The sequence below is a fragment of the Streptococcus mitis genome, assembly GCF_965111735.1.
Lineage (GTDB): Bacteria > Bacillota > Bacilli > Lactobacillales > Streptococcaceae > Streptococcus > Streptococcus mitis_DR.
Map to the genome: position 1 here is coordinate 1,391,739 of NZ_OZ217346.1, position 24,473 is coordinate 1,416,211.

The 24,473-nt window shown below is 39.3% G+C and carries 26 protein-coding genes, 1 tRNA gene and 1 pseudogene; 7 read left to right on the forward strand and 21 right to left on the reverse strand.

Features of this window, described 5'->3' with window-relative positions; genetic code table 11:
* Positions 1 to 62: 62 nt before the first annotated feature.
* The 8 genes from ACLV7W_RS06750 to ACLV7W_RS06785 form a co-directional block, all read right to left on the reverse strand.
* Positions 63 to 620 (reverse strand): CYTH domain-containing protein, encoded by a 558-nt coding sequence (locus tag ACLV7W_RS06750; protein ID WP_411865674.1) that lies wholly within the window; start codon positions 618 to 620, stop codon positions 63 to 65.
* A 234-nt stretch (positions 621 to 854) separates the two neighbouring features.
* Positions 855 to 1,721, reverse strand: a complete 867-nt coding sequence (locus ACLV7W_RS06755) for a helix-turn-helix domain-containing protein (protein ID WP_265476072.1) — start codon at positions 1,719 to 1,721, stop codon at positions 855 to 857.
* A 686-nt stretch (positions 1,722 to 2,407) separates the two neighbouring features.
* Positions 2,408 to 2,479, reverse strand: a tRNA-Arg gene (locus ACLV7W_RS06760).
* A gap of 42 nt (positions 2,480 to 2,521) precedes the next feature.
* Entirely contained in the window at positions 2,522 to 2,869 is a 348-nt protein-coding gene (rplS, locus tag ACLV7W_RS06765; protein WP_001068669.1) for a 50S ribosomal protein L19, read from the reverse strand.
* Between the two features lie 118 nt (positions 2,870 to 2,987).
* Positions 2,988 to 3,317, reverse strand: a complete 330-nt coding sequence (gene crcB / locus ACLV7W_RS06770; protein WP_045611852.1) for a fluoride efflux transporter CrcB — start codon at positions 3,315 to 3,317, stop codon at positions 2,988 to 2,990.
* The gene (crcB, locus tag ACLV7W_RS06775) at positions 3,311 to 3,685 is read right to left on the reverse strand and encodes a fluoride efflux transporter CrcB (RefSeq protein ID WP_045611853.1); all 375 of its coding nucleotides are present in this window, start codon (positions 3,683 to 3,685) and stop codon (positions 3,311 to 3,313) included. The genes crcB (ACLV7W_RS06770) and crcB (ACLV7W_RS06775) overlap by 7 nt, the downstream gene beginning before the upstream one ends.
* Entirely contained in the window at positions 3,682 to 3,948 is a 267-nt protein-coding gene (locus ACLV7W_RS06780; protein ID WP_045611854.1) for a chorismate mutase, read from the reverse strand. Before ACLV7W_RS06780 ends, crcB (ACLV7W_RS06775) begins: the two co-directional genes overlap by 4 nt.
* Positions 3,949 to 4,063: 115 nt before the next feature.
* Entirely contained in the window at positions 4,064 to 4,507 is a 444-nt protein-coding gene (locus ACLV7W_RS06785) for a flavodoxin (RefSeq protein ID WP_411865675.1), read from the reverse strand.
* A 103-nt stretch (positions 4,508 to 4,610) separates the two neighbouring features.
* On the opposite strand from ACLV7W_RS06785, the gene ACLV7W_RS06790 reads away from it, so the two are divergent.
* Both ACLV7W_RS06790 and ACLV7W_RS06795 read left to right on the forward strand, forming a co-directional pair.
* Positions 4,611 to 5,546, forward strand: a complete 936-nt coding sequence (locus tag ACLV7W_RS06790; RefSeq protein WP_045611855.1) for a DHH family phosphoesterase — start codon at positions 4,611 to 4,613, stop codon at positions 5,544 to 5,546.
* A gap of 95 nt (positions 5,547 to 5,641) precedes the next feature.
* Positions 5,642 to 5,884: a type B 50S ribosomal protein L31 gene (locus ACLV7W_RS06795; protein ID WP_000710764.1), complete on the forward strand. Its 243-nt coding sequence runs from the start codon at positions 5,642 to 5,644 to the stop codon at positions 5,882 to 5,884.
* A 113-nt stretch (positions 5,885 to 5,997) separates the two neighbouring features.
* On the opposite strand, the pseudogene ACLV7W_RS06800 reads toward ACLV7W_RS06795, so the two are convergent.
* Positions 5,998 to 7,234: pseudogene (locus ACLV7W_RS06800) on the reverse strand (Nramp family divalent metal transporter).
* 214 nt (positions 7,235 to 7,448) lie between these two features.
* On the opposite strand from ACLV7W_RS06800, the gene ACLV7W_RS06805 reads away from it, so the two are divergent.
* Complete coding sequence (locus tag ACLV7W_RS06805) at positions 7,449 to 8,705, forward strand: ISL3 family transposase (RefSeq protein WP_411865676.1); 1,257 nt, start codon at positions 7,449 to 7,451, stop codon at positions 8,703 to 8,705.
* A gap of 167 nt (positions 8,706 to 8,872) precedes the next feature.
* Here ACLV7W_RS06805 and carB read toward each other — a convergent pair whose 3' ends face one another.
* From carB to ACLV7W_RS06835, 6 genes are all read right to left on the reverse strand, one after another.
* The gene (carB, locus tag ACLV7W_RS06810; RefSeq protein ID WP_411865677.1) at positions 8,873 to 12,049 is read right to left on the reverse strand and encodes a carbamoyl-phosphate synthase large subunit; all 3,177 of its coding nucleotides are present in this window, start codon (positions 12,047 to 12,049) and stop codon (positions 8,873 to 8,875) included.
* A 447-nt stretch (positions 12,050 to 12,496) separates the two neighbouring features.
* A complete protein-coding gene (locus ACLV7W_RS06815) occupies positions 12,497 to 13,576 on the reverse strand; it encodes a carbamoyl phosphate synthase small subunit (RefSeq protein WP_000166853.1) in 1,080 nt (359 codons plus the stop codon).
* A gap of 49 nt (positions 13,577 to 13,625) precedes the next feature.
* A complete protein-coding gene (locus ACLV7W_RS06820; protein ID WP_004260121.1) occupies positions 13,626 to 14,549 on the reverse strand; it encodes an aspartate carbamoyltransferase catalytic subunit in 924 nt (307 codons plus the stop codon).
* 18 nt (positions 14,550 to 14,567) lie between these two features.
* Positions 14,568 to 15,089, reverse strand: a complete 522-nt coding sequence (gene pyrR, locus ACLV7W_RS06825; RefSeq protein ID WP_000644747.1) for a bifunctional pyr operon transcriptional regulator/uracil phosphoribosyltransferase PyrR — start codon at positions 15,087 to 15,089, stop codon at positions 14,568 to 14,570.
* Between the two features lie 210 nt (positions 15,090 to 15,299).
* Positions 15,300 to 15,929 (reverse strand): endonuclease III, encoded by a 630-nt coding sequence (gene nth / locus ACLV7W_RS06830; protein ID WP_261089573.1) that lies wholly within the window; start codon positions 15,927 to 15,929, stop codon positions 15,300 to 15,302.
* Positions 15,929 to 16,471, reverse strand: coding sequence for a YceD family protein (locus ACLV7W_RS06835; RefSeq protein ID WP_261051253.1), 543 nt, complete (start codon positions 16,469 to 16,471; stop codon positions 15,929 to 15,931). The genes nth and ACLV7W_RS06835 overlap by 1 nt, the downstream gene beginning before the upstream one ends.
* Before the next feature lie 186 nt (positions 16,472 to 16,657).
* Between ACLV7W_RS06835 and ACLV7W_RS06840 the strand changes: the two genes are divergently transcribed.
* Both ACLV7W_RS06840 and ACLV7W_RS06845 read left to right on the forward strand, forming a co-directional pair.
* Complete coding sequence (locus ACLV7W_RS06840; protein WP_261051296.1) at positions 16,658 to 16,969, forward strand: helicase BlpT; 312 nt, start codon at positions 16,658 to 16,660, stop codon at positions 16,967 to 16,969.
* Positions 16,970 to 17,391: 422 nt separating this feature from the next.
* On the forward strand, positions 17,392 to 18,918 hold the full coding sequence (locus ACLV7W_RS06845) for an ATP-binding cassette domain-containing protein (RefSeq protein WP_411865678.1): 1,527 nt from the start codon (positions 17,392 to 17,394) through the stop codon (positions 18,916 to 18,918).
* Positions 18,919 to 18,962: 44 nt separating this feature from the next.
* On the opposite strand, the gene htpX is transcribed toward ACLV7W_RS06845, so the two are convergent.
* Entirely contained in the window at positions 18,963 to 19,862 is a 900-nt protein-coding gene (gene htpX, locus ACLV7W_RS06850; protein WP_411865679.1) for a zinc metalloprotease HtpX, read from the reverse strand.
* 1 nt (position 19,863) lies between these two features.
* Positions 19,864 to 20,424 (reverse strand): LemA family protein, encoded by a 561-nt coding sequence (locus ACLV7W_RS06855; RefSeq protein ID WP_000219828.1) that lies wholly within the window; start codon positions 20,422 to 20,424, stop codon positions 19,864 to 19,866.
* A 93-nt stretch (positions 20,425 to 20,517) separates the two neighbouring features.
* On the opposite strand from ACLV7W_RS06855, the gene rsmG reads away from it, so the two are divergent.
* The gene (rsmG, locus tag ACLV7W_RS06860) at positions 20,518 to 21,231 is read left to right on the forward strand and encodes a 16S rRNA (guanine(527)-N(7))-methyltransferase RsmG (RefSeq protein WP_153199018.1); all 714 of its coding nucleotides are present in this window, start codon (positions 20,518 to 20,520) and stop codon (positions 21,229 to 21,231) included.
* 186 nt (positions 21,232 to 21,417) lie between these two features.
* Here rsmG and ACLV7W_RS06865 read toward each other — a convergent pair whose 3' ends face one another.
* Together ACLV7W_RS06865 and ACLV7W_RS06870 are read right to left on the reverse strand one after the other, a co-directional pair.
* Positions 21,418 to 22,635, reverse strand: a complete 1,218-nt coding sequence (locus tag ACLV7W_RS06865) for a tyrosine-type recombinase/integrase (protein ID WP_411865680.1) — start codon at positions 22,633 to 22,635, stop codon at positions 21,418 to 21,420.
* Positions 22,636 to 22,716: 81 nt separating this feature from the next.
* Positions 22,717 to 22,920 carry an excisionase gene (locus ACLV7W_RS06870; RefSeq protein WP_000814511.1) on the reverse strand — a complete coding sequence of 68 codons (204 nt, stop codon included), beginning with the start codon at positions 22,918 to 22,920 and terminating at the stop codon, positions 22,717 to 22,719.
* On the opposite strand from ACLV7W_RS06870, the gene ACLV7W_RS06875 reads away from it, so the two are divergent.
* Entirely contained in the window at positions 22,904 to 23,155 is a 252-nt protein-coding gene (locus ACLV7W_RS06875; RefSeq protein WP_001845478.1) for a hypothetical protein, read from the forward strand. The two genes, ACLV7W_RS06870 and ACLV7W_RS06875, sit on opposite strands and share 17 nt — an antisense overlap.
* 225 nt (positions 23,156 to 23,380) lie before the next feature.
* On the opposite strand, the gene ACLV7W_RS06880 is transcribed toward ACLV7W_RS06875, so the two are convergent.
* Together ACLV7W_RS06880 and ACLV7W_RS06885 are read right to left on the reverse strand one after the other, a co-directional pair.
* Positions 23,381 to 23,611, reverse strand: coding sequence for a helix-turn-helix domain-containing protein (locus ACLV7W_RS06880; RefSeq protein WP_000857133.1), 231 nt, complete (start codon positions 23,609 to 23,611; stop codon positions 23,381 to 23,383).
* Positions 23,608 to 24,030 carry a sigma-70 family RNA polymerase sigma factor gene (locus tag ACLV7W_RS06885; protein ID WP_000804885.1) on the reverse strand — a complete coding sequence of 141 codons (423 nt, stop codon included), beginning with the start codon at positions 24,028 to 24,030 and terminating at the stop codon, positions 23,608 to 23,610. The genes ACLV7W_RS06880 and ACLV7W_RS06885 overlap by 4 nt, the downstream gene beginning before the upstream one ends.
* Positions 24,031 to 24,473 lie beyond the last annotated feature (443 nt).

Sequence of the window (24,473 nt, forward strand, 5' to 3'; positions counted from 1 at the left end):
TGCTATCAAACTTCCAAATTCAGCAATTGAGTAAACAATCCCTACAAGACTATTTGATAATTTCAATTACGTCCATTTTTTTCTCTCATTAATTGGACATAGCCCTTTGTTTCTATTTTTGAATTTAAAAACGAGAACTCTCCGCACATTTTCTCATAAAAATTATGATAATCTTCTTTTGAAAAATCTCCTAAAATCTCTATCTCAAGATAAAATCCAAGACTATCAATCTTATCTAGATTAATCGTTTTATTTTCTAATGCATCATGATAAGTCTTTCTATGTTTACTTATTGTGAAAATATTTGAAAATCCATCTTGCAAGATATTCCTTACAAATTCTAATTTTTCAGATTCCAACTCTATTTCACTTTCACTCCACATTCCTTGTTTTATCGTATCTTTTCTTGTGAAAATACTTGCTCTATTATCATCTTCTTGACGAATTCTGTAGATAAAGCTACCTACCTCATCATTTTCAAATTCTCTTCCTTTTGTTTTAAAATATTCATCGACTTGCTTATTTTCACTCTTAAATTTATAAGATTTTTCTAAATATGAAATAGCATTATTATAATCTCTCTCATTGTTTAGTTCAAATCTAACTTCTAATTCATTCATTAAGTTTACCTCTCAATTCTTCAAAGGCTGAAGTCTCTTTAAATTCACTCAGTCTATAGTAAGTTTCTGTAGATGTTTTATGGACAAAAAGCCTAATATTTTCTTGCACTCATTTTAGCACTTCAATATAATACTGTCAAGAATTTTGATGACATTTTTTTATTTATTTTTGTTAAATACATATTTGTATCTTTTTAGATTAAAAAAACGATGCTTAATTGAACATCGTCTTTACTATTCTGTTATATCTGCAATGTAATGCTCGATTTTAAGAGCCATTGACATATTTCCCTCAAGCTTATATAGAAAATAAGCCGTTTCAAAGTACTCTTTTACTGCAACTTTAGAAGAAAAATTCTTACTGACATTTCCCATCAATAAATACAAATCAGCCAAAAGATACGTTGTTCTATACGTCTTACATTGCTTTATCGTATCTGTGATTTTAGTAATGGCTTCTTCAGTATTATTCTGCAGCCATAGATAGCGACAAACATTATAATTAAATTTAATAGAAAGGTTTAATTCTTCGATTGTTTTTAAATTGAGTTGATTTACTTGATACTCTAACTTTTCTCGAATTTCATTAAAACTCTCTAAATCTTCAATATCATAATAAAAATTAAATAGAGTATTTGAAACTTGAAGGTAGGTCAAGTCAGTTACACTTAACTGAGACAGTACCTTCTCCAATCTTGCCACAGCCTCCTCTTTTTGCCCATAGAAATAAAAATCTATAAGAGATTTTATCCACTCCATATAAAACTTATCTACTAGAGACAAGCGATGTACTTTTACACTCTCTAGTTCATATATATATTTCAAAGACTCATAATTTCGATTTGTGATAAATGTCTGAGCTAACTTCTTAAACTCTGATAGCTCGTCAATCTCCTCTTCAATTTGCTCATTAAAAAAATAATCCATACTAACTTTTAACTTCTTAGACAGAGCATATAAAAAGTCTGCTCCTGGAGTAAATTCTCCATTCTCTAATCGACTAATCTGTCCCTGTTTACATATCCCCTCAGCCAATTCTCGCTGAGACATTTTTAATTCTTTTCGTCTATTTTTTAATCTTGTTGCTAATAATGTGCCCACGTTTGCATTTTCCTTTTCTATTCGATTCCAATTTCAATTGTAACATGATTAAATTTTAAATACAAATTAATAAACCAAAAGATACAAATTATATATAAGCAATGACTAGATAGGTTATTTTTGAAAACCTAGCCCTTCTTCTTTTGAGATTTTCTTACTCAAACGATTGATAAACTTATTCACTTGAAATGGATTAGATATTAGACTATCATGTTTAGATTTTGTTATTGATATATTTAACAGACCAGAAATAGTCTTGTACAACATATCAAATTCAGGGGAACAATAACGATTTTCCCCATTTTTTAGGCTCTCTATTTCATAACAATCAATTCATTTTATCACATACCTTAGCCCGAAAAATCCACACCCAATCTTTTTGAAAGCTATTTAAAGGTTTGTACTTGCTTTCTAAGTTCATAGAGCTGAACCTTAACCTCATTTGTCCAATTCCATAATAAAAATAAGGACATTCTAACAAAGGAAGTCCTTATTTTTTAACTAATAGATGTCAAAGTTACTTTGCTGATCCACTTTATCTGTACTCATTGATCAAAATATAACTTTTGCTCAAAATTTGGTCAAAAAAACAAAATATACTATACTATTTTAAAAAACTAAATTGTGATAATTGCCTTTAAATAAACATTTTGAATTTTCTTTGTCTTTCTTTACATTACTAAAAATGCCCCCTGCAGGAATCGAACCTGCAACTACTCCTTAGGAGGGAGTTGTTATATCCATTGAACTAAGGGAGCTAGATAAAAACTCTGCTGAAAAAGCAGAGTTTTTTAGTCGAATTAACGACGGATTTCTTTGATACGAGCTGCTTTACCTTGAAGAGCACGCAAGTAGTACAATTTCGCACGACGTACTTTACCGTAACGAACAACTTCGATTTTTTCAACACGTGGAGTGTGGATTGGGAAGATACGCTCAACACCTACACCGTTAGAGATTTTACGAACTGTGTAGTTTTCAGAGATGCCAGCACCTTTACGTGCAATAACAACACCTTCAAAAATCTGGATACGTTCACGGTTACCTTCGACAACTTTCGCGTGTACACGAACAGTGTCACCAGGACGGAATGATGGGATATCTGTACGAAGTTGACCTTCAGTCAAGCTTTGGATTAATGGATTCATTTTATTCTCCTATCTTTGTCAATCTTGAGGAATCTTCCTCAGCGGATAAACTGTATTTTTGTGCGTCCATTACACACAAGATACAGTTTACCAAATTTCCACAAAAAAGTAAAGAAATTTATAGCAGAATTCCTAAAAAAATCGCAACCAAACCACCTAGGTAGGTCAAAGCTAGGTAAGAATAAAAGACTTTCCTATCACTCAGCAACCTTTGGAGTTCATCATTCAATGTAGAGAAAGTCGTTAAACCGCCACAAAATCCTGTTGCTAAAATAGCATAGACTTCCTTAGACTCCACATGATTGTAGAATAATCCAATTAAAAAACAACCTAGAAGATTGGCTATGAGCGTTCCGAGGGGCAATTTAGAAGTTTGATTATAGCGGGAAAAGAAATACCGTACGAGCGCTCCAAGACCACAGGCAATTGCAAGATAGACCATTACCATTTCTTCCTCCCTAAATAGTAAGCTAAAAGCAGACCTCCACCGATGCTCAAAAGCAAATACAGGACTAAACTAAGATAACGCCCTGTATCAAGCAGTTTTACAGCATCAAGCATTAGACTGGAAAAAGTTGTCAGCCCCCCACAAAAGCCCGTCCCCAGTGCTAAAACAACGCCTTTACTGGTTCCCTTATAGACCAGATAACCCTTGACAAGATAAACCAAGCAGAAAATGCCCAGATAGTTGACAAGAAGGGTTCCCCAAGGAAAGTCAGGACTGGCTGGTAACCAAGTGGAAACTAGGTAGCGGACAAGTCCGCCTAACATAGCAGCTAGAAAAATCCCTAGCGGATAAAATTGTTCTTTTTTCATTTGATGTTTTGATCCTGGTAATCACGCGAACGTTTGAGTATGTCCGTAAATGTTGCGACAATAGTCTCCTGATAGCGCTTGTCCTCTACACGACTTCTAATCTTTTCAAAAATAACTTCTTCTCTCTTAGTATCTAAAATCGGTTTCCCTGAAGCCTTCTTATAGGCAACTACACCCTCAACCAAATGCATTCGTTCTTCTAACAGTTTGACAATTTGGTCGTCGATTTGATCAATTTCTTGGCGAATAATATCTAAATCCATACAGTCTCCTCCTTTATTTGAATTATTGTATCAAAAAGCCATCAAATAGGCTAGTAAAATCCCAACTCACGATAAGAAAAATGCACTGATTGATTGTATCAGCGCACTTTTATTCTTATCCTACTTTAGCAGCCAATTCTTCTGCGAATTGTTCTAAGCGTTCAATGTCTTCTTCCTCGGCAGAAAGATCAACTTTAACACACTCTGAACCTTTTTCTGCTCCTGTTGACACAAAGACACGGTCAAAGTCATCAACAGCCTTACAGAATTCATCATAGAAGGTGTCACCTGAACCAACCACTCCGTAGATTTTACCATTCAAGTTAAGATCTGCTAAGTCTTCGTAGAAGTCCATCATCTCATCTGGCAATTCACCATCACCATAAGTATAGGTCGCAACGATAGCGATGTCTGCTTCCAAGAAGTCTGAAGCGTCAACAGTTGTACAATCATCAACATCGACATCCAAGCCCAAGTCACGTAATTTGTCTGCTACAATATCTGCAATTTCTTCGGTATTACCGGTCATACTGGCAAATACAATTTTTGCTAATGCCATATCGTCCTCCTCAATTTATCTTTCTCCATTATATCACATCTTTTTCATTTTAAAAATAAAAATTCTTGTGCTACAATGAAATGAGAAAGAATTGAGGTTATTTATGGACATTTGCCATCAAATTTTAGAAAAAATCAAAGAATACGACACGATTATCATTCATCGTCATATGAAACCAGACCCTGATGCCTTGGGAAGTCAAGTGGGCTTGAAAGCCTTGCTGGAATATCATTTCCCAGAAAAAACCATCAAAGCAGTTGGTTTTGATGAACCAACTCTTACTTGGATGGCTGAGATGGATCTTGTTGAAGATAGTGCCTACCAAGGGGCACTTGTTATCGTCTGTGATACGGCGAATACTGCTCGTATCGATGATAAGCGCTATAGCCAAGGTGACTTTCTCATTAAAATTGACCACCATCCAAATGATGATATATACGGTGACCTGTCTTGGGTGGATACTAGTTCAAGTAGCGCTAGCGAGATGATTACCCTATTTGCCCAAACAACCCAACTGGCCTTATCAGATTGTTCTGCTGAGTTGCTCTTTGCAGGAATTATTGGTGATACAGGTCGCTTCCTCTATCCTTCTACCACTGCACGGACCCTCCGCCTGGCTGCCTCTCTGAGAGAACATAACTTTGACTTTGCGTCTCTCACTCGCAAAATGGACACTATGAGTTACAAAATTGCTAAACTTCAAGGCTACATCTACGACCATCTGGAAGTGGATGAAAATGGTGCAGCGCGCGTTATCCTGAGTCAAGAAGTCTTGAAACAATTCAATGTTACCGATGCTGAAACTGCAGCCATTGTTGGAGCACCTGGACGGATTGACAGCGTCAGTCTCTGGGGAATTTTTGTGGAGCAGGCTGATGGCCACTACCGTGTTCGCTTACGCAGTAAAATCCATCCTATCAATGAAATCGCCAAGGAACATGATGGTGGAGGCCACCCTCTAGCAAGTGGTGCAAATTCCTATAGCCTAGAAGAAAACGAAATCATCTACCAAAAGTTAAAAAACTTGCTTAAAAACTGATAAAATACTTGCCAAACTTTTTAGAATCTGATAGACTAGTATGGTAACAATCTATGGCTCGCAAAGAGACCATGGCAGAAAGGAAATATTGCAAAATGAAAAAAGATATCCATCCAGAATATCGCCCAGTTGTCTTCATGGACACAACTACTGGTTACCAATTCCTTAGCGGTTCAACAAAACGCTCTAACGAAACAGTTGAGTTCGAAGGCGAAACTTACCCATTGATCCGTGTGGAAATTTCATCAGACTCACACCCATTCTACACTGGACGTCAAAAGTTCACTCAAGCAGATGGACGCGTGGATCGTTTCAACAAAAAATACGGTCTCAAATAATGATAAAAAGAACAGTTCCTACTGTTCTTTTTTTTCTTCTTTTTATGAATCAATCACTACTACTTTCTATTTGTCAACCATCACGCTGAAACTATAATTGATTTCAAACGGGGTTAAAAAATATCGAAAAGAAGCTTGATATTGAAAATGGTCAAGATGATTGAAACTACGTAGCCTAGGATTGTGTTCCACTTGGCATTGGTAAATTCTCCCATCACTGACTTCTTAGAAGTCAGATAAATTAAGGGAAAAATTGAGAATGGAAGAGCGATTGAAAGAAAGATCTGTGAATAGACCAATAACTGATTCAAGATTCTTTCTTGATGTCCAACTATGATCACAGGAAGCAAGGCAAAAATACGTGTCCCGATACGGATAATCCACTGAGGTAATTTCAGATGCAAGAAACCTTCCATAACAATCTTTTCAGTCAAAGTACCTGTAATAGTAGAATTTTGGTCACTTGCTAAGAGAGCTAGAGCAAATAAAGTTAACAGAGTTGAGCTGGCTATCGCTCCTGCTATTGTAGAATCCTGCAAAGCATTGTACATTTAGGAAAAAGCTGAAAATTCGGACGCATGAGCAAAAAAAGAGCGATTCTCCTAAAATGAGAAGTAAGGAATTGCCAACAAAGGCTAGGGACAACTGAAGATTTGAGTCCCAGGTCATAAAACGAACAGATTTTCAAACATCCTTTTTACGCTTATGGTTGATTTTCCTTGTTTGGGATAAGAATGAATGAAGATAGAGATTATGGGCCTGACTGTCGCTCCTACAATCCCTAAGGCCAAAGTCAATTGACTCTCATTTTCCGGCAGAGGACTTTCAAATAAAGTCGAAGTCGGCAAATAATCACCAAAGATCCCCTGCATACTCGGATTAGATAAAACCACCAGATAAGAAATACATCTAAAACGGTTAGTAGGATAGCGACCTTTATCGGTATTTTAAATAAAAGATTTAAGGCAATTGCTGAACCTAAAACCTCTGCCAAGTCTGTCGCAATCAAAGCTAATTCTAAAATCACCCATAGACTATAGCAGAACCACTTGGGAGCATGATGAGCTGTTGCCAGCGCTAGATCCATCCTAGTCACGATACCGAGCTTTCCAGCCATCTGTTGTAGCTGCATGGCGATGATGGATGAAATCAAAATAGCGAATAAGAGACTATACTTGTAGGAAGCACCACCAACCACACTGGTAATCCAGTTTTCAGGATCCATATAACCAACTGCCACAAGAGCTCCAGGCCCCAAAAATACTTTTAGATTTTGCCAAAATGATTGTTATTCGGAGTTTCAATAGATTGCTTGATCTCAGAAAGAGAAACCTTTTTGTAAGAAGACATAGGAATATTCACTTCCTAATCTTGTCTTTACCTATTTTATTGATGGTTTTTGAAAGAAATGTTGAAAATAGTTTTCTATTTCCAATTTATGGCTCTATAATATTTGTAGTGGGTAAATCCCCTATGGATATTATGGAACCTATTTTGTTGTAGAAAAAAAGTTCCATATGACCTATAATGAAAAGCGACTAAACAACTCATTAGAAAGATTCATATGGAACAATTACATTTTATCACAAAACTACTCGATATCAAAGACCCTAATATCCAAATTATAGATGTCATTAATAGAGATACACACAAGGAAATCATCGCTAAACTGGACTACGACGCCCCATCTTGCCCTGAGTGTGGAAGTCAAATGAAGAAATATGACTTTCAAAAACCGTCTAAGATCCCTTACCTCGAAACAACTGGTATGCCTACTAGAATTCTCCTTAAAAAACGCCGTTTTAACTGCTATAAGTGCTCGAAAATAGCGGTCTCCGAGACCTCCCTCGTCAAGAAGAATCATCAAATCCCTCGTATCATTAATCAAAAAATTGCTCAAAAGCTGATTGAAAAGACTTCTTTGACCGATATTGCTCATCAGCTGTCCATTTCAACTTCAACTGTTATTCGCAAGCTCAATGACTTTCACTTTAAGCATGATTTTTCTCGCCTTCCACAGATTATGTCCTGGGACGAGTATACCTTTACAAAGGGAAAGATGAGTTTCATTGCGCAAGATTTTGATAATCTTAATATCATCACTGTTCTTGAGGAACGAACACAAGCTGTCATCCGAAATCACTTTCTTCGATACGATAGAGCCGTTCGTTGTCAGGTGAAAATCATTACTATGGATATGTTTAGTCCCTACTATGACTTAGCTAGAAAACTTTTTCCGTGTGCTAAAATCGTTCTAGATCGTTTCCATATTGTACAACATCTAAGCCGTGCTATGAGTCGTGTGCGTGTCCAAATCATGAATCAGTTTGAACGAAAATCTCATGAATACAAGGCTATCAAACGCTACTGGAAACTCATCCAACAGGATAGTCGTAAACTTAGCGATAAACGTTTTTATCGTCCTACTTTTCGCATGCACTTGACCAATAAAGAGATTCTAGACAAGCTTTTGAACTATTCAGAAGACTTGAAACACCACTACCATCTCTATCAACTCTTGCTGTTTCACTTTCAGGACAAGAAGCCTGACAAATTTTTCGGACTCATTGAAGACAATCTGCAGCAGGTTCATCCTCTTTTTCAGACTGTCTTTAAAACATTCCTCAAAGATAAAGAGAAGATTGTCAATGCCCTTCAACTACCCTATTCAAACGCCAAATTAGAAGCGACCAATAATCTCATCAAACTTATCAAGCGCAATGCCTTTGGATTTCGAAACTTTGAAAACTTCAAAAAAAGGATTTTTATTGCTCTGAACATCAAAAAAGAAAGGGCAAATTTTGTCCTTTCTCGAGCTTAGCTTTTCTTCAACCCACTACAGTTGACAAAGAGCCCAATTTATTCTTATTACATCACATTTTGGAATGATTCTTCAGGAAAGCATAATAGTTGAAATAAGCAACACCAGTATTTCAAAAGTCAGCGTTTTCTGACACTGGCTTTTGAACTGTGAAAATTCTTTCTAAACTAGATCGCTTCTGTAACAAAACTACGGCTTTCTAGCACCTTGAGCATGGCATTAGCTGTATCTAGGGCTGTAAAGAGTGGCACACCATGCTCAATGGCTGAACGGCGGATTTGCTCACCATCTTCGTCAGCAGTTCGTTTGGTTCCTACTGTGTTAATGATAGCTTGGATTCTTCCTTTGCGAACAAAGCTTGGGATATCCTGTTCATCATCACCAATCTTACCAACAGGTTGAGCTTGAAGTCCATGACTGGCAAAGAAAGCTGCTGTCCCTTCTGTCGCGAGGATACCGTAGCCAATATTTTGGAAACGACGAGCCAAGTCCAAGGCTTCATCTTTGGCATCATCAGCGATGGTGAATACAACATTCCCAAAAGTTGGCAAGTGTAGGTAGGAAGCTTCAAAAGCCTTATAGAGAGCTTTTTCAAGAGTAGTATCAGAACCCATAACTTCCCCTGTTGACTTCATTTCAGGACCGAGCAAGCTGTCTACCTTAGCTAGTTTCGTAAAGGAGAAAACAGGTGCCTTGATATGAACACGAGTGCTTTCAGGATAAAGTCCATCTTGGTAACCAAGTTCTTCAAGATTTTGACCAAGAATGAGCTTGGTCGCTACTTGAGCCATAGGGATATTGGTTACCTTAGAAAGGAATGGAACCGTACGGCTAGCACGTGGATTGACCTCAATAACGTAGACTTTTTCATCCTTGATAACAAACTGGATGTTCATCATTCCAAGACAGTTAAGGCCGATTGCTAATCGTTTAGTATAGTCTGCGATGGTTTCCTGCACCTTTTGAGACAAGGTTTGTGGAGGATAAACGGCCATTGAGTCACCTGAGTGGACACCAGCACGTTCGATATGCTCCATGATACCAGGGATGAGAACATTTTCTCCATCTGAGATGGCATCAACTTCGCACTCTTGCCCAACGATGTAGGAGTCTACAAGAACTGGGTGGTCTGGACTAGCCTTAACAGCAGTTCGCATGTAAGAACGAAGGTCTTCCTCGTTTTCTACGATTTCCATGGCACGTCCACCCAAAACATAAGAAGGACGAACGAGGACTGGGAAACCAATCTTGCGAGCTGCAAGCACTGCTTCTTCTTCATTGGTTGCTGTTTGTCCTGGTGGCTGTAGAATATCCAAGTCTTTCAGAGCTTGCTCAAAGAGGTCACGGTCTTCGGCACGGTCTAGGTCAGCAACCTGTGTGCCAAGGATGGTCACACCCGCTTTTGCCAATGGCTCCGCAAGGTTGATAGCTGTTTGACCACCAAACTGAACAATAACTCCTTTTGGTTGCTCTAGGTCAATAACATTCATAACATCTTCGAAAGTCAATGGCTCAAAGTAAAGCTTGTCAGATACAGAAAAGTCCGTTGAAACAGTCTCTGGATTTGAGTTCATGATGATAGCTTCATAACCAGCTGCCTGGATAGCTTTAACTGAGTGAACCGTTGCATAGTCAAACTCGACCCCTTGACCGATACGGATTGGGCCAGAACCTAGGACAAGGACGGATTCCTTATCAGACTTGATAGACTCATTTTCCCATCCATAGGTTGAATAGAAATATGGTGTTTCAGAGTCAAACTCTGCCGCACAAGTATCGACCATCTTGTAGACTGGGACAATCTTGTTTTCCAAACGAAGCTGACGAACTTGGTCTGCAGTCGTTTCCCAAAGTTCAGCAATCTTACGGTCTGAGAAGCCATTGAGTTTGGCATTTTTCAAAACGTCTAAATCTTGTGGATGGGCACCCAACTCCTGCTCAATTTCAAAGATATGTAGGAGTTTATCGAGATAAAAGATATCGATTTTTGTAAGCTCTGCAATTTCTTCTGGTGTGTAGCCGCGACGAATGGCTTCTGATACATAGAAGAGACGATCATCTTGGGCTTTGACTACTTTTTCAATCAAGGCATCATCAGAAACTGATGCAAGTTCAGGCATTTCATTGTGGTGCACCCCAATTTCAAGGGAGCGACAAGCTTTAAGGAGAGATTCCTCGATGTTACGACCGATTGCCATGACTTCTCCAGTGGCCTTCATCTGAGTACCAAGACGGCGCTCACCCTTTTCAAACTTGTCAAATGGGAAACGTGGAATCTTGGCAACAACGTAGTCAAGGGCAGGCTCAAACATGGCATAGGTTGAACCTGTAACTGGGTTGATCACCTCATCCAAAGTCAAACCTACTGCAATCTTAGCAGCTAATTTGGCAATTGGATAACCTGTTGCCTTTGAAGCAAGGGCTGAAGAACGTGATACACGAGGGTTTACTTCGATAACATAATACTTAAAGCTGTGAGGATCAAGTGCCAGCTGAACATTACATCCACCTTCAATCTTGAGGGCACGAATGATGCTCAAGCTCGCGTCACGTAGCATTTGGTTTTCATAGTCTGACATGGTTTGAGCAGGGGCAAATACAATGGAATCCCCTGTATGAATCCCAACTGGGTCAAAGTTTTCCATGTTACAAACAACCAAAGCATTGTCAGCTGAGTCACGCATGACTTCGTATTCGATTTCCTTGAAACCTGCGATTGAACGCTCAATCAAACATTGGGTAACAGGTGACAATTTCAACCCATTTTCAGCAATTTCACGCAATTCTTCCTCGTTGGCACACATACCACCACCAGTACCTCCTAGGGTAAAGGCTGGACGGACAATGACTGGATAGCCAATTGTCGCTGCAAAGGTAACTGCTTCTTCTACTGTGTTGACAATTTCAGACTCTGGAATTGGTTGGTTCAATTCTTCCATCAATTGTTTAAAGAGGTCACGATCCTCAGCTTGGTCAATGGCAGATAATTTAGTTCCCAGAAGTTCGACACCGAGCTCATCAAGAATACCGTTTTTAGACAATTCCATGGCCATGTTGAGTCCTGTTTGCCCACCAAGAGTTGGAAGCAAGGCATCTGGACGTTCCTTGCGAAGAATACGTGTCACAAACTCAAGTGTAATCGGTTCGATATAAACCTTGTCCGCAATCTCCTTGTCCGTCATGATGGTGGCAGGGTTTGAGTTAACCAAGACAACCTCATAACCTTCCTCTTTCAACGACAAGCAAGCCTGGGTCCCAGCGTAGTCAAACTCAGCAGCCTGACCAATAATAATCGGACCAGAACCAATCACCATAATTTTTTGAATATCAGTACGTTTAGGCATAGTTTATGATACAAAGCCCGTAAAGAACACCGTGAAAATAGGAAACTCGGTGCAGACGCCTTTAGCGTCAAGACGATGTTTATCTTTTTCACATAGTTCTTAGGGCGTGTTCACTTCCGCGAACAATGTATCTTCTCCTTTCTATTCGTCGCCTCACAGAGCGACATTAAATAAATTCTCCGACGATTTTCTAGAGAAACGATATTTTTCGATAAAAAATCTAGTGCAGGGAGTTTTTAGTTCGCCTGATAGCGACTAAAAGAAACGACCTGTCTTTCTATTCGGCAACTCTCAGGTTGCCATTAAATAAGATACAAAGGACGAATAGAAAGCGATTGAATTTTAGGAAACCAAGGAAGGATTGACAATCCAAGTTGGTTTCTCTAAATTCCGAGCTTTCCGTCCGTGTTCAGTTAAATAAATTCTCCGACGAGCTTTTACTCGTTCTTAGTTTGATTGTTTAAAAGCTTCCATCATCTCGATAAACTCATCAAATAGGTAGCTAGCGTCGTGTGGACCAGGGGCTGCATCTGGATGGTATTGGACAGAGAAAGCAGGTTGGTATCTGTGACGCACACCTTCAACTGACTTGTCATTGATTTCTTCGTGGGTGATAATCAAGTGTTCTGGCAAATCCTCACGGCTAACTGCATAACCATGGTTTTGACTTGTAAAATCCACACGTCCTGTAGCAATTTCACGTACCGCATGGTTGAATCCACGGTGACCAAACTTCATCTTGTAAGTCTTAGCCCCGTTTGCCATAGCAAAGAGTTGATGCCCCATACAAATACCAAAGATTGGAATTTTTCCTTGCACACCACGAATCATATCTAGTGCCTGTGGAACATCTTCTGGGTTACCTGGACCATTTGACAACATAACTCCGTCAGGATTGAGATGGAGAATTTCTTCCGCAGTTGTTGAATACGGAACAACCGTCACGTTACAGTTACGCTTAGAAAGTTCACGTAGGATTGAGTGCTTAAGACCAAAGTCCACTAGCACCACACTCAAACCAACTCCTGGAGCTGGATAGGAAGTTTTAGTGGAAACCTGTTTGATATTGTCTGTCGGCAAGACTGTTGCTTGCAGCTGGTCCGTCACATGGTCCATGCTGTCCCCAACATGGGTCAAGGTTGCTCGCATGGTACCATGCTTACGGATAATCTTGGTAAGGGCACGCGTATCAATCCCTGAAATACCAGGAATTTTCTTTGCTTTCAAAAATTCATCCAAGGTCATTTGGTTGCGCCAGTTACTAGCTCTACGTGCTTCTTCGAAAACAACGACTCCCTTACAAGTTGGAATAATGGATTCGTAATCATCACGGTTAATTCCATAATTTCCCACCAAAGGATAAGTAAAGGTCAAGATTTGTCCATTATAAGACTGGTCTGTAATGGATTCTTGATAGCCGGTCATCCCTGTATTAAAGACGATTTCGCCTGTTACATCAATATCTGCTCCGAAGGCCTTGCCTTCAAAAACTGTGCCATCTTCTAATACTAGAAGTCTTTTTGTCATATTTTCACCTCTCGTGGACGCTCACTGGCGTCTTTTAACGTCTTGTGTTTTAGTTGGCGTTTCTACTCGCCAGTACGGATTCTAAGATTGCCATTCGAACAAAAACACCATTGGTCATTTGTTGGACAATCCGTGATTTTGGTGCTTCAACCAAGTGGTCTGCGATTTCTACATCACGGTTGACTGGAGCTGGGTGCATGAGGATTGCTGTTTCTTTCAAACGGTCATAACGTTCTTGAGTCAAGCCATGTTGGGCATGGTAGTCTTCTTTTGAAAAGACAGCTCCACTATCATGGCGTTCATGTTGCACACGGAGAAACATCATGACATCCACCTGATCAATGATTTCATCAATGGTTACAAACTGTCCATAATCTGCAAACTCTTGACTTCTCCATTCCTCAGGTCCAGCAAAATAAAGTTCAGCTCCCAAGCGTTTCAAAATCTGCATATTGGATTTAGCAACGCGTGAGTGGTCCAAGTCACCTGCAATCGCAACCTTGAGACCCTCAAAGTGACCAAATTCCTCATAAATAGTCATCAAATCAAGCAAGCTCTGGCTAGGGTGTTGACCCGAACCATCTCCACCATTGATAATGGAAGTCGTAATCGTTGGACTTGCAATTAACTCTCTGTAGTAGTCAACCTCAGGGTGGCGAATCACACAGACATCCACTCCTAAAGCAGACAGAGTAAGGATGGTATCATAAAGTGTCTCACCCTTATTAACCGAACTAGTTTTCACATCAAAGTCAAGTCGTTCCAATCCCAGTTTAATCTCTGCCACTTCAAAGGACTTATGCGTCCGTGTAGAATCCTCAAAGAAAAGATTGGAAACAATCGGATGGTCCTCGTAGGGAAGCTGAGCTCCGTTTTTAAACTCAATTCCTCGCTTGATCAATTTCATGACTTGATCGACAGTGAGGTCTTCCATGGACACTACATGGTTCAATGCTTGTTGATTTTCTGACATGGCTACTCCTTCAGCTTTCTAAGCTTCTTCAGTAATCAGAACTCTGTCTTGGCCATCAAGTTCTGCCATCTCTACGATGATTTCTTCAGAACGACTAGTTGGGATATTTTTTCCAACGTAATCTGGACGGATTGGCAATTCTCTATGTCCACGATCGACTAGAACTGCTAAACTCACGCGCGCAGGACGACCATGACCGACAATATTATCAATAGCAGCACGGATAGTACGGCCTGTATAGAGCACATCGTCCACCAAGATAACTTCACGGTCTGTCACATCAACAGAAACCAAAGAAGTATCTTCTCCACTTTTAACATCATCACGGAAAGGTTTGGTATCCAATTCCACAACAGGAACTGAAAGATTTTCTAGTTGCTCCAAACGTTCTTGGATTCGGTGGGCGATAAAGACACCACGAGTTTTAATACCAGCCAAGACGATTTTATTCAAATCTTTGTTGCGTTCGATAATCTCATATGTAATACGCGTAATCGCTCGTTTGACGGTCAATTCGTCTACAACTTCTTTTGCCTTCATGACAAACCTCCAAAAAGAAAAGTCTCCTTAAACAAGGAGACTTGAAATGTATAGCTAAGTAAGCCCTACTGGAAACAGTATAGACTTCACCCTTCTACTTTATCGCGCTCCTTGCCTGCCTCACGGGACAGGTTTAAAGGAATATTTAGTTATCAAATACTATAGCACAAAGCATGCTTAAAATCAAGCAAAAACTTTTGGTACACCATCTTATAAATTGCTAAAATCATATAATTGTGGGTACTGGTCACACTCTGGATTTTTAGGATGGCAGATAGCCCGTCCGAAATAAATCATGGCCTGATGGGCTGCTAACCACTGTTCCGGTGGCAAAATATCCATAACCCTCTTTTCCACCTCAAGCGGTGTCGCTGATTTTTTGACAATATCATGGTGTTTGCAAATACGCTCCACATGAGTATCTACTGCAAAAGCTGGAATCCCAAAGCCCACACTCATGACAACATTGGCTGTCTTGCGACCAACACCTGCTAGACTCTCTAATTCCTCACGTGTTTGAGGGACTTGACCATCAAAATCTTCTAGTAACTGTTGGGCACATTTTTTAAGGAATTTAGCCTTATTTCGATACAGTCCTAGGCGAGAAATGTGTGAAGCAATCTCACCCTCTGTCGCAACAGACATGGCTTGTGGCGTTGGAAAGGCAGCAAAGAGACCTGGTGTGGCCTTATTTACCGCTGCATCCGTTGTCTGAGCTGACAACATGACCGCAACTAGTAGTTCAAAATGATTGGTAAAATCAAGACTGGGCTTGGCATCTGGAAACAGAGCAATGATTTCTTCTAGCACTTTTCGTGCTCGTTTTTTTGACAAAACCATTATTCATCTCCATCAAATAGTCCTTGTAAGCCAGCAAAAGGACTGTTTTCTTCTTTTTTGACTGCTTGTTGGGCCTGGTATTCTTCCTCTGTCATGATTTGCCAGTCATTTCCTGAGACAAATCCTTGACCAGCCTCTTCTTCAGCCGTCAAGACCTTGATAGGAATGTTTAGTAGGATATTGTCTGACACGCTCTCAGCAAGGTCAAGTTCTCCATTTTCGATAGGCAAGACCAAATCATCATCTAAAACTTCTTGATCTAGCTGATTGGTTGCTCCTTCCATGAAAACTTCCGTTACTGGATAAGATTCAACTAACTCAACTGGCTCCATACTGCGACTTGAAGCAAGAACAATGGTGTAAGATAGTTGATAATCTAAGAAATACATACGGTCTTCGTACTGTACTTTCCCAACTGCAAGGATATCTTTTACATCTAAAATTTCTTGATTACGTGCACGCAGGTCTGAGGCTAGGTCTAACGTTTGTTCAAAATGCAAGCCTTCAGACTGCTTACGAATTTCTTGAATATTTAATTTCATACTTCCTCCATAAAGATTTACTCTCTTGATTATACCATGAAAAGCTTACAAATCAGCACACCAAACTTTAAAATTAAAATTCGATTTTTTAACATATTTACTATGACATTTTTGTTTTTTAGTGCTATACTATAGGCAATAATACATCAGAGCAAGGAGGATGCTCACATGTAAGACAAAGAACTCATTACTAATGCAACCCAACTCCTATCCGAGTTAAATAAAAGTTTCCAAAGCTGCAAACAGGGTAGGGCAGATGATATTCGACTGCAAGAGCTGCTAAACACTACTATAAAAGAGCTCAAAAAAGTGGAAAAGTTGGACAACAGTATCTTAATTGACCTTGAGAAATTTTACCAACGTACCAGTCTTCTGATAGGTCTCGGTAGCCTAAAACTGAACGACCAAGCACGCATTGCTTGGCGAAACTACGACAAATTCCATTACAAGCATGTCAAACACGTACTAACTCTTTATGGACCTGTTTTCGGATTTTAGAGATTAGAATTGTCAGTTTTCTGTTGACAAAATATCCTGAAAGGTATAAGATAGAGGTACTAATACTCGGAGGTAAGGGAGACATGAACAACTAAGTCTATCAAATAAAGAAACTTTATTTAGTAGATCTTGTTTTTGTCTCTTTTTGTGTGCTCTTTTATGCTCTTCTTCTGGCATTTTATACTCAATGAAAATCAAAGAGCAAACTAGGAAGCTAGCCGTAAGCTGCTCAAAACACTATTTTGAGGTTGTAGATAAGACTGACGAAGTCAGTCACATATATACGGTAAGGCGACGCTGACGTGGTTTGAAGAGATTTTCGAAGAGTATTAATAGAGTTTTTTTGACATAGACATTGGCTCTACTAGGTAAAGTAGAGCTTTTTGTTATGCACTATTGGACATTCTAGAAAGGGCAACAATATGATAAAAATTAATCATCTGACCATCACACAAAACAAAGATTTGCGTGATCTTGTCTCAGACTTAAACATGACTATCCAAGACGGGGAAAAAGTAGCTATTATTGGAGAGGAAGGAAATGGCAAATCAACCTTGCTTAAAACTCTAATGGGGGAAGCTTTGCCTGATTTCACTATCAAGGGAGACATCCAGTCTGACTATCAGTCACTGGCCTATATTCCTCAAAAACTCCCCGAGGAGCTGAAAAAACAATCTCTACATGACTACTTCTTTTTAGATACTGTTGATTTAGACTACAGCATTCTTTATCGTTTGGCTGAGGAGTTGCATTTTGATAGCGATCGCTTTGCTAGTGACCAAGAGATTGGGAGCCTCTCGGGTGGCGAAGCTTTGAAAATTCAGCTTATCCATGAGTTAGCCAAACCCTTTGAGATTCTATTTTTAGATGAACCTTCAAATGACCTGGACCTTGAAACAGTTGATTGGCTAAAAGGTCAGATTCGAAAGATTCGGCAAACCGTTATTTTCATTTCCCATGATGAAGACTTTCTTTCTGAAACGGCTGATACTATTGTCCACTTGCGACTGGTCAAACACCGTAAAGAAGCAGAAACGCTAGTAGAGCATTTAGACTATGATAGCTATAGTGACCAAAGAAAGGCTAATTTTGTCAGACAAAGCCAGCAAGCAGCTAACGACCAAAAAGCCTACGATAAAACCATGGAAAAACATCGGCGAGTCAAGCAAAATGTAGAAACTGCGCTTCGAGCTACTAAAGACAGTACTGCCGGTCGCCTATTGGCTAAAAAGATGAAAAATGTCCTCTCTCAAGAAAAACGCTTTGAAAAGACAGCTCAGTCCATGACCCAAAAACCACTTGAAGAGGAAGAAATCAGACTTTTCTTCTCAGATATACAGCCATTACCTGCTTCTAAAGTCTTAATCCAACTGGAAAAAGAAAATTTGTCCATTGGCGAGCGAATTTTGGTGCAAGAACTACAATTAACTGTCCGTGGCCAAGAAAAAATTGGTATCATCGGCCCAAATGGTATTGGAAAATCAACTCTTTTAGCCAAGTTACAGCAACTTCTGAATGATAAAAGAGAGATTTCTCTTGGTTATATGCCACAAGATTACCAGCAAAAACTGCAATTGGATTTATCACCAATAGCCTACCTCAGCAAAACTGGAGAAAAAGAGGAACTACAGAAAACCCAATCTCACCTAGCCAGTCTCAATTTCAGTTATCCAGAGATGCACCACCAAATCCGCTCCTTATCTGGCGGGCAACAGGGGAAACTTTTGCTTTTGGATTTAGTCTTGTGCAAACCAAACTTTCTCCTTTTGGATGAACCCACACGAAATTTTTCTCCAACTTCTCAACCCCACATCAGGAAACTCTTTGCAACCTATCCAGGCGGTCTCATCACTGTTTCGCATGACCGTCGTTTCTTAAAAGAGGTCTGTTCAATCATCTATCGCTTAACAGAACATGGTCTGGAGGTAGTTAATTTAGAAGATTTATAAATTTGCAACATAGTAAAAATCCAGAGACGACCTCTGGATTCTTTTTACATATGTTTTAAACGTTCAATCCGTTCTGAGATAGGTGGGTGGGTATAAAAGAGTTTTTGGAACCCTCCCCCTTTCTTAGGATCATTGATATAAAGTGCACTGCTGGCATCATCTACAGGACGACTCATCGGTTTACTATTATCCAACTTACGTAGAGCATTTATCATCCCTTGAGGATTGCGAGTCAACTCGACACTGGAAGCATCAGCTAAAAATTCCCTCTGACGAGAAATAGCTAGTTGCACCAAGGTTGCAGCGAGAGGTGCCAGCACAATTGCAAGTAGGGAGACCACTAGCATAATGATTTCAAGACCATTTCCATCTCTATCATCGTCACTTCGTCTGCGACCTGCTCCACCCCACCACATCATACGACCTGCCATACCAGAAAGCATGGTGATAGCACTAGCAAGGGCGACAGCAATAGTTGAAATACGGATATCGTAGTTACGAATATGACTGACTTCATGTCCCATAACAGCTTCTAGTTCTTCACGATTCATGATAGCTAGGAGACCTGACGTCGCAGCAACCGCTGCGTTTTGAGGGTTAGAACCTGTAGCAAAGGCATTTAAGGCTGGATCATCAATGATGAAAACACGGGGCATAGGAATCTGAGCGACCATAGCCATATCTTCTACTACATGGTAGAGGTCTGGTGCCGTTTGCTCATCCACCTCACGCGCTCCATTCATGGACATGACAATCTCTGTCGATTGAAAAATCATGGACAAGGCATAGATAAAGCCGATAATCAGTGCGATAACCAATCCACCAATCCCAGATCGCATAAAGAGGTAACCAACCGCATAGCCAACAAGAGCTAAGAGTAGGAAAAATACCAGCAACAAAATCCAGGTTCTTCGTTTATTGCTTGCAATTTGATCAAACAACATCTTAGTCACCTAAACCGCTAAAATCAACTTTAGGAACTGCCTTTTCCTCTTCTGGTGTTTGAAGGAAATCTGCTGCTTTAAATCCAAACATCCCAGCGATAATATTGCTTGGGAAAGTTTCTAATTTTACATTGTAGTTGCTGACAACACTGTTATAGAGTTGACGAGAGTAAGAAATTTTATTTTCTGTATTTGTCAACTCCTCTTGCAATTTAACAAAGTTTGCACTAGCTTTCAAATCTGGATAGCTTTCTGCAACTGCAAAAATACCTGAAACCTGACGAGTAAGTGCATCACTAGCTTTCATAGCTTCTGCTGGTGAAGTCGCTGCCGCCACTTGGTTACGTAGTTCTGCCACCTTTTCAAGGGTAGAACCTTCATATTTGGCATAACCTTTTACAGTCTCAATCAAGTTTGGCAAGAGGTCATTTCGACGTTTCAACTGAACATCAATCTGACTCCAAGCCTCCTTTGTTTGCATACGATTCTTAACCAAACCATTATAGCTAACAATCACAAAAATAACAACAAGAGCGATAACTCCAAGAATAATCCAAGTCATTATATAAGTCCTTTCTGCTTTTAGATTAGTACCAGTATATCAAATTTTTAATGATTGTGGTAAAATAAGATGATACTAAAGAAGGAAAAAACTATGAAACCAGAAACATTTTACAACTTGCTTGCCGAGCAGAACCTTCCACTTTCGGACCAGCAAAAAAAACAATTTGAACGCTATTTTGAGCTCTTGGTCGAGTGGAATGAAAAGATTAATCTAACAGCTATTACAGACAAGGAAGAAGTTTATCTCAAACATTTTTACGATTCGATTGCACCCATCCTTCAAGGTTTGATTCCTAATGAAACTATCAAACTGCTTGATATCGGGGCCGGGGCAGGATTTCCTAGTCTACCGATGAAAATTCTCTATCCTCAGTTAGATGTAACTATCATTGATTCACTCAATAAGCGCATCAACTTCCTCCAACTCTTGGCTCAAGAACTGGATTTGGATGGTGTTCATTTCTACCATGGACGTGCAGAAGACTTGGCCCAAGACAAAAACTTCCGTGCTCAATATGATTTTGTAACAGCTCGTGCGGTTGCCCGTATGCAAGTCCTATCTGAATTAACTATTCCCTACCTTAAAGTTGGCGGAAAACTATTGGCACTCAAGGCTAGCAATGCGCCTGAGGAATTATTAGAAGCTAAGAATGCCCTCAACCTCCTTTTTAGTAAAGTAGAAGACAATCTCAGCTACGCCCTACCAAATGGAGATCCACGTTACATCACAGTGGTAGAAAAGAAAAAAGAAACACCAAATAAATATCCAAGAAAGGCTGGCATGCCCAACAAACGCCCGCTTTAATCTTTTTAAAATAAACAAAGTATAAATTTCTAATTATCTTTTTATATTTTCTTAAATGCTCGTAAAGCCTTATTCTATGTGCTTTCGAGTATTTTTACTGTAGGAAGATACTTCACGTTTCTTTGCATATTTCCTCATGTCTTAGCTGTCAGAAGTGGTAAATAAGTAGTAAATTCATTTGTACTACTAAGCAACAAGACGCTCCTGTTGCTTCTCTTTATTCAAGCGTTTCATTTCTGCCATTGCAGAATCGAATGTTGTATGTGCGTAATAGTTCAGCGTCATGGCTATATTAGCATGTCCCATAATGTACTGTAATGCCTTTGGATTCATTCCTGCATTTGCATAGTTGGTACAGAATGTATGTCGCAAACTATGTGGAGTGATGTGTGGCAATTTATCCTCGTTATACTTATTGTATTTCTTAACAAGACCTTTCATCATGCCGTTGTAATCACTTGCCACTTTTGGATAGTTCTTTCTATTAAGAAAGAGGAAATCACTATATCCATCAATCTCAACACGCTTATCATTCTTTCGATTCGCTAACACTCGCTTAAATGCTTGATAGGCTTCTTCAACCATAGGAACTTGACGTTCGCCACTTTTGGTCTTTGGTGTTTCAATGTAGTACCCAATTTCAGTATCTCTCAATAGCTGATGGTCTATATTGACAAGACGATTCTCAAAATCTAAATCTGGAAGTGTCAAACCACCAAACTCTGAAATACGAAGACCTGTTTTTAAGAGTATCAGAATTTCATCATAATTTTTGCTGTAGGTTTTATCAGCTTTTGCAAAGGCTAACAGTTTTTCTTCCTGTTCTTCTGTTAGTACGGTCTTAGGGACAGTATCATCATCAAGAACTGCTTTCAGTTGAAAGTCAAATGGATTCTTCCGAACACAATCATCTTGTATAGCAATATAGAATGAAGCCTTTAAAGAACGTTTGTAGTTATTGATGGTTTGATAAGCATAACCATTTTCACTCATTCTAATAGCCCATTCTTTAGCGTCTGATGGCTTAATACTGTCAATACTTCTTACACCTAACTTGTCTTTCTTCAAAATATCCATAAGATATTTGCGTCCAGTTTCAGTGTTTTTTCTAACCTTTGGTCTTTGAGCGTTCTGTTTTGCGTAAAGCTGGCAGAGTGTCATTTTCTTTCCTACAACATCAATACCATCATGAATGTCTTTCTGTAACTCTGCGATTTTCTCTCTAAGTGAGATACAATCACGCTTTCCTGCTGGTACTCGGTCTGTAGCCACAAGTTTCCACGAGTAAACAAATTGCGGTTCTCCAAATGAATCTATATATTTGTATAAGTATCTTCCGTCTTTTCGTTGGCTCTCTCCAGTCTTTAAGATTCGACCTTTATTGTCACGTCTTTTTTCTGACATGGCATTTGCTCCTTTCCTTTATGGAAAGAGCCTTGATACGACTTAATACTATTTTATCATATACAAGACCCTTTGGCGACGCTAGATTGCGTCCAATGTATCTATAATTTTTTCAAATTGTTTTCGTTTAATCTGAATACGATTGCCATTCATAATCAGCCAATTTGCATTTTTATTTTCCTCTGCCAAGCGTCGTAGCTTGTTTTCGCCAATACGAAAATATTTTGACGCTTCTTCAATGGTTAGGGTATAACGTTCCCAAATAGGAATGTCAGTCTGCTTCATAAAATCCTCCTTTCCAAATCACTTATTTGGATTTCATAAAAGTTGTTTTACCAGCAATCGAACAGCTTTAGCAAAGCTCACGGGAGTTCCACCCCTGCATGGTTCTCATGTAGCCATACTCATTGCCTGCGACGGTTTTATCACGCTCGGACTATTGACTGTATGGGAGTATCATTATCACGATAAGAATGTCGTTGCAGGCAATCCTGCTAAAGATTGCTTCTCGGATCACTAACATGAATCGCTCGCTATCTTTATAAGATAGGTCATGGCGGTTAGTTCCGTTGGCTCTTTTCTTATCGAAACGTATTCGATTACTTTTATTCAGTTTTCAAAGAACAATGGCTCGTTAGCCTATCAAAACACATTGAAAGCTCAATATGCTTTGGTGGAATAACAAACCTCCCTGTTCGGGAAGCGTGGAATGGTTTAGCACGCTTCCACGAAAGGAGAGAGGATATTACTTAATTTCAAATGACAAAATCTTTGTAATCAGTCTGGTTTCCATTCTTCCACGTAAGACTTCATCAACGACCATACTTTGATTGCCATATTCATCTTTCATAAGTCGTAGGGAACGCTTCGTTATGTACCCTCTGTAATGATGTAGAATCTGGTTAATCGCTTCGGTATCGCCATCTGTTGCCTTTACAATGAGAGGAAAGGGAATCATAGGATATTGTGTTTTCATTCTTCAAATTCCTCCATAAACTTTTTAATTAAGGCTAGTCCACTGGTTCTATGCCGATAGACAGTAGAACGGTTCAATTTCAACAGGTCTGCAATTTCTGAATCGCTCATGTCCATAAAGTAAAACAGCAGTAGAATTTCACGTTTCTTGTCTGGCAACTCACGTAATGCTTCACTCAACAAATCATTTTCAACGCCTACTGATAACCCATTGAGTGTAAAAATCTGAAAGTCAGTTGAATAGTTATCTGTTGTCGCAAACTGGCTAACAAGATAATCGCCAACATCCGAAAAGGACACCTCACGCTTTGCAATCCTTGAAAGATAAAGCATATAATTCTTTCGCTCGTCTTCCATAGCACGTTTACAGATATAGTCAAACTGATTTTCTATTGTGGTCTGAAAAGAAGATGGTTTCATGTTTCTCACCCCCTTTCTGTCTAGGAAAGGAAGTGAGCCTTGCTCGTTTATCTCCTTTCACTCTTAGTCCCAATGTGAAAGGGGGATTTGTTGCATTACTGATAAATAAACTTTGTAAAAAAGTTCTGAATAGCCAAAAAAGCATATAAACAGATTTATTTCTCTGTTTACATGCTTCTGTTATTCTATCTATATGATTTATAAAACCACATTGGTGGACGTACTTATCTATTGCAGATAGACGACTTTTTTTGACAAGAACCCAATGTAAGGAAATTTATTGTATATGATGTACTTCATGGCGACGTTGACCTCCAACAAACCGCCATTTGGAAGTAATATACAATATTTTAACAGCGTAAATAGCACTACCATATAACGGTTTTTTTTATTGGCGTTTAGTAGTGCTTTTTATTAAATATAAACCTATAAACCATATTGAA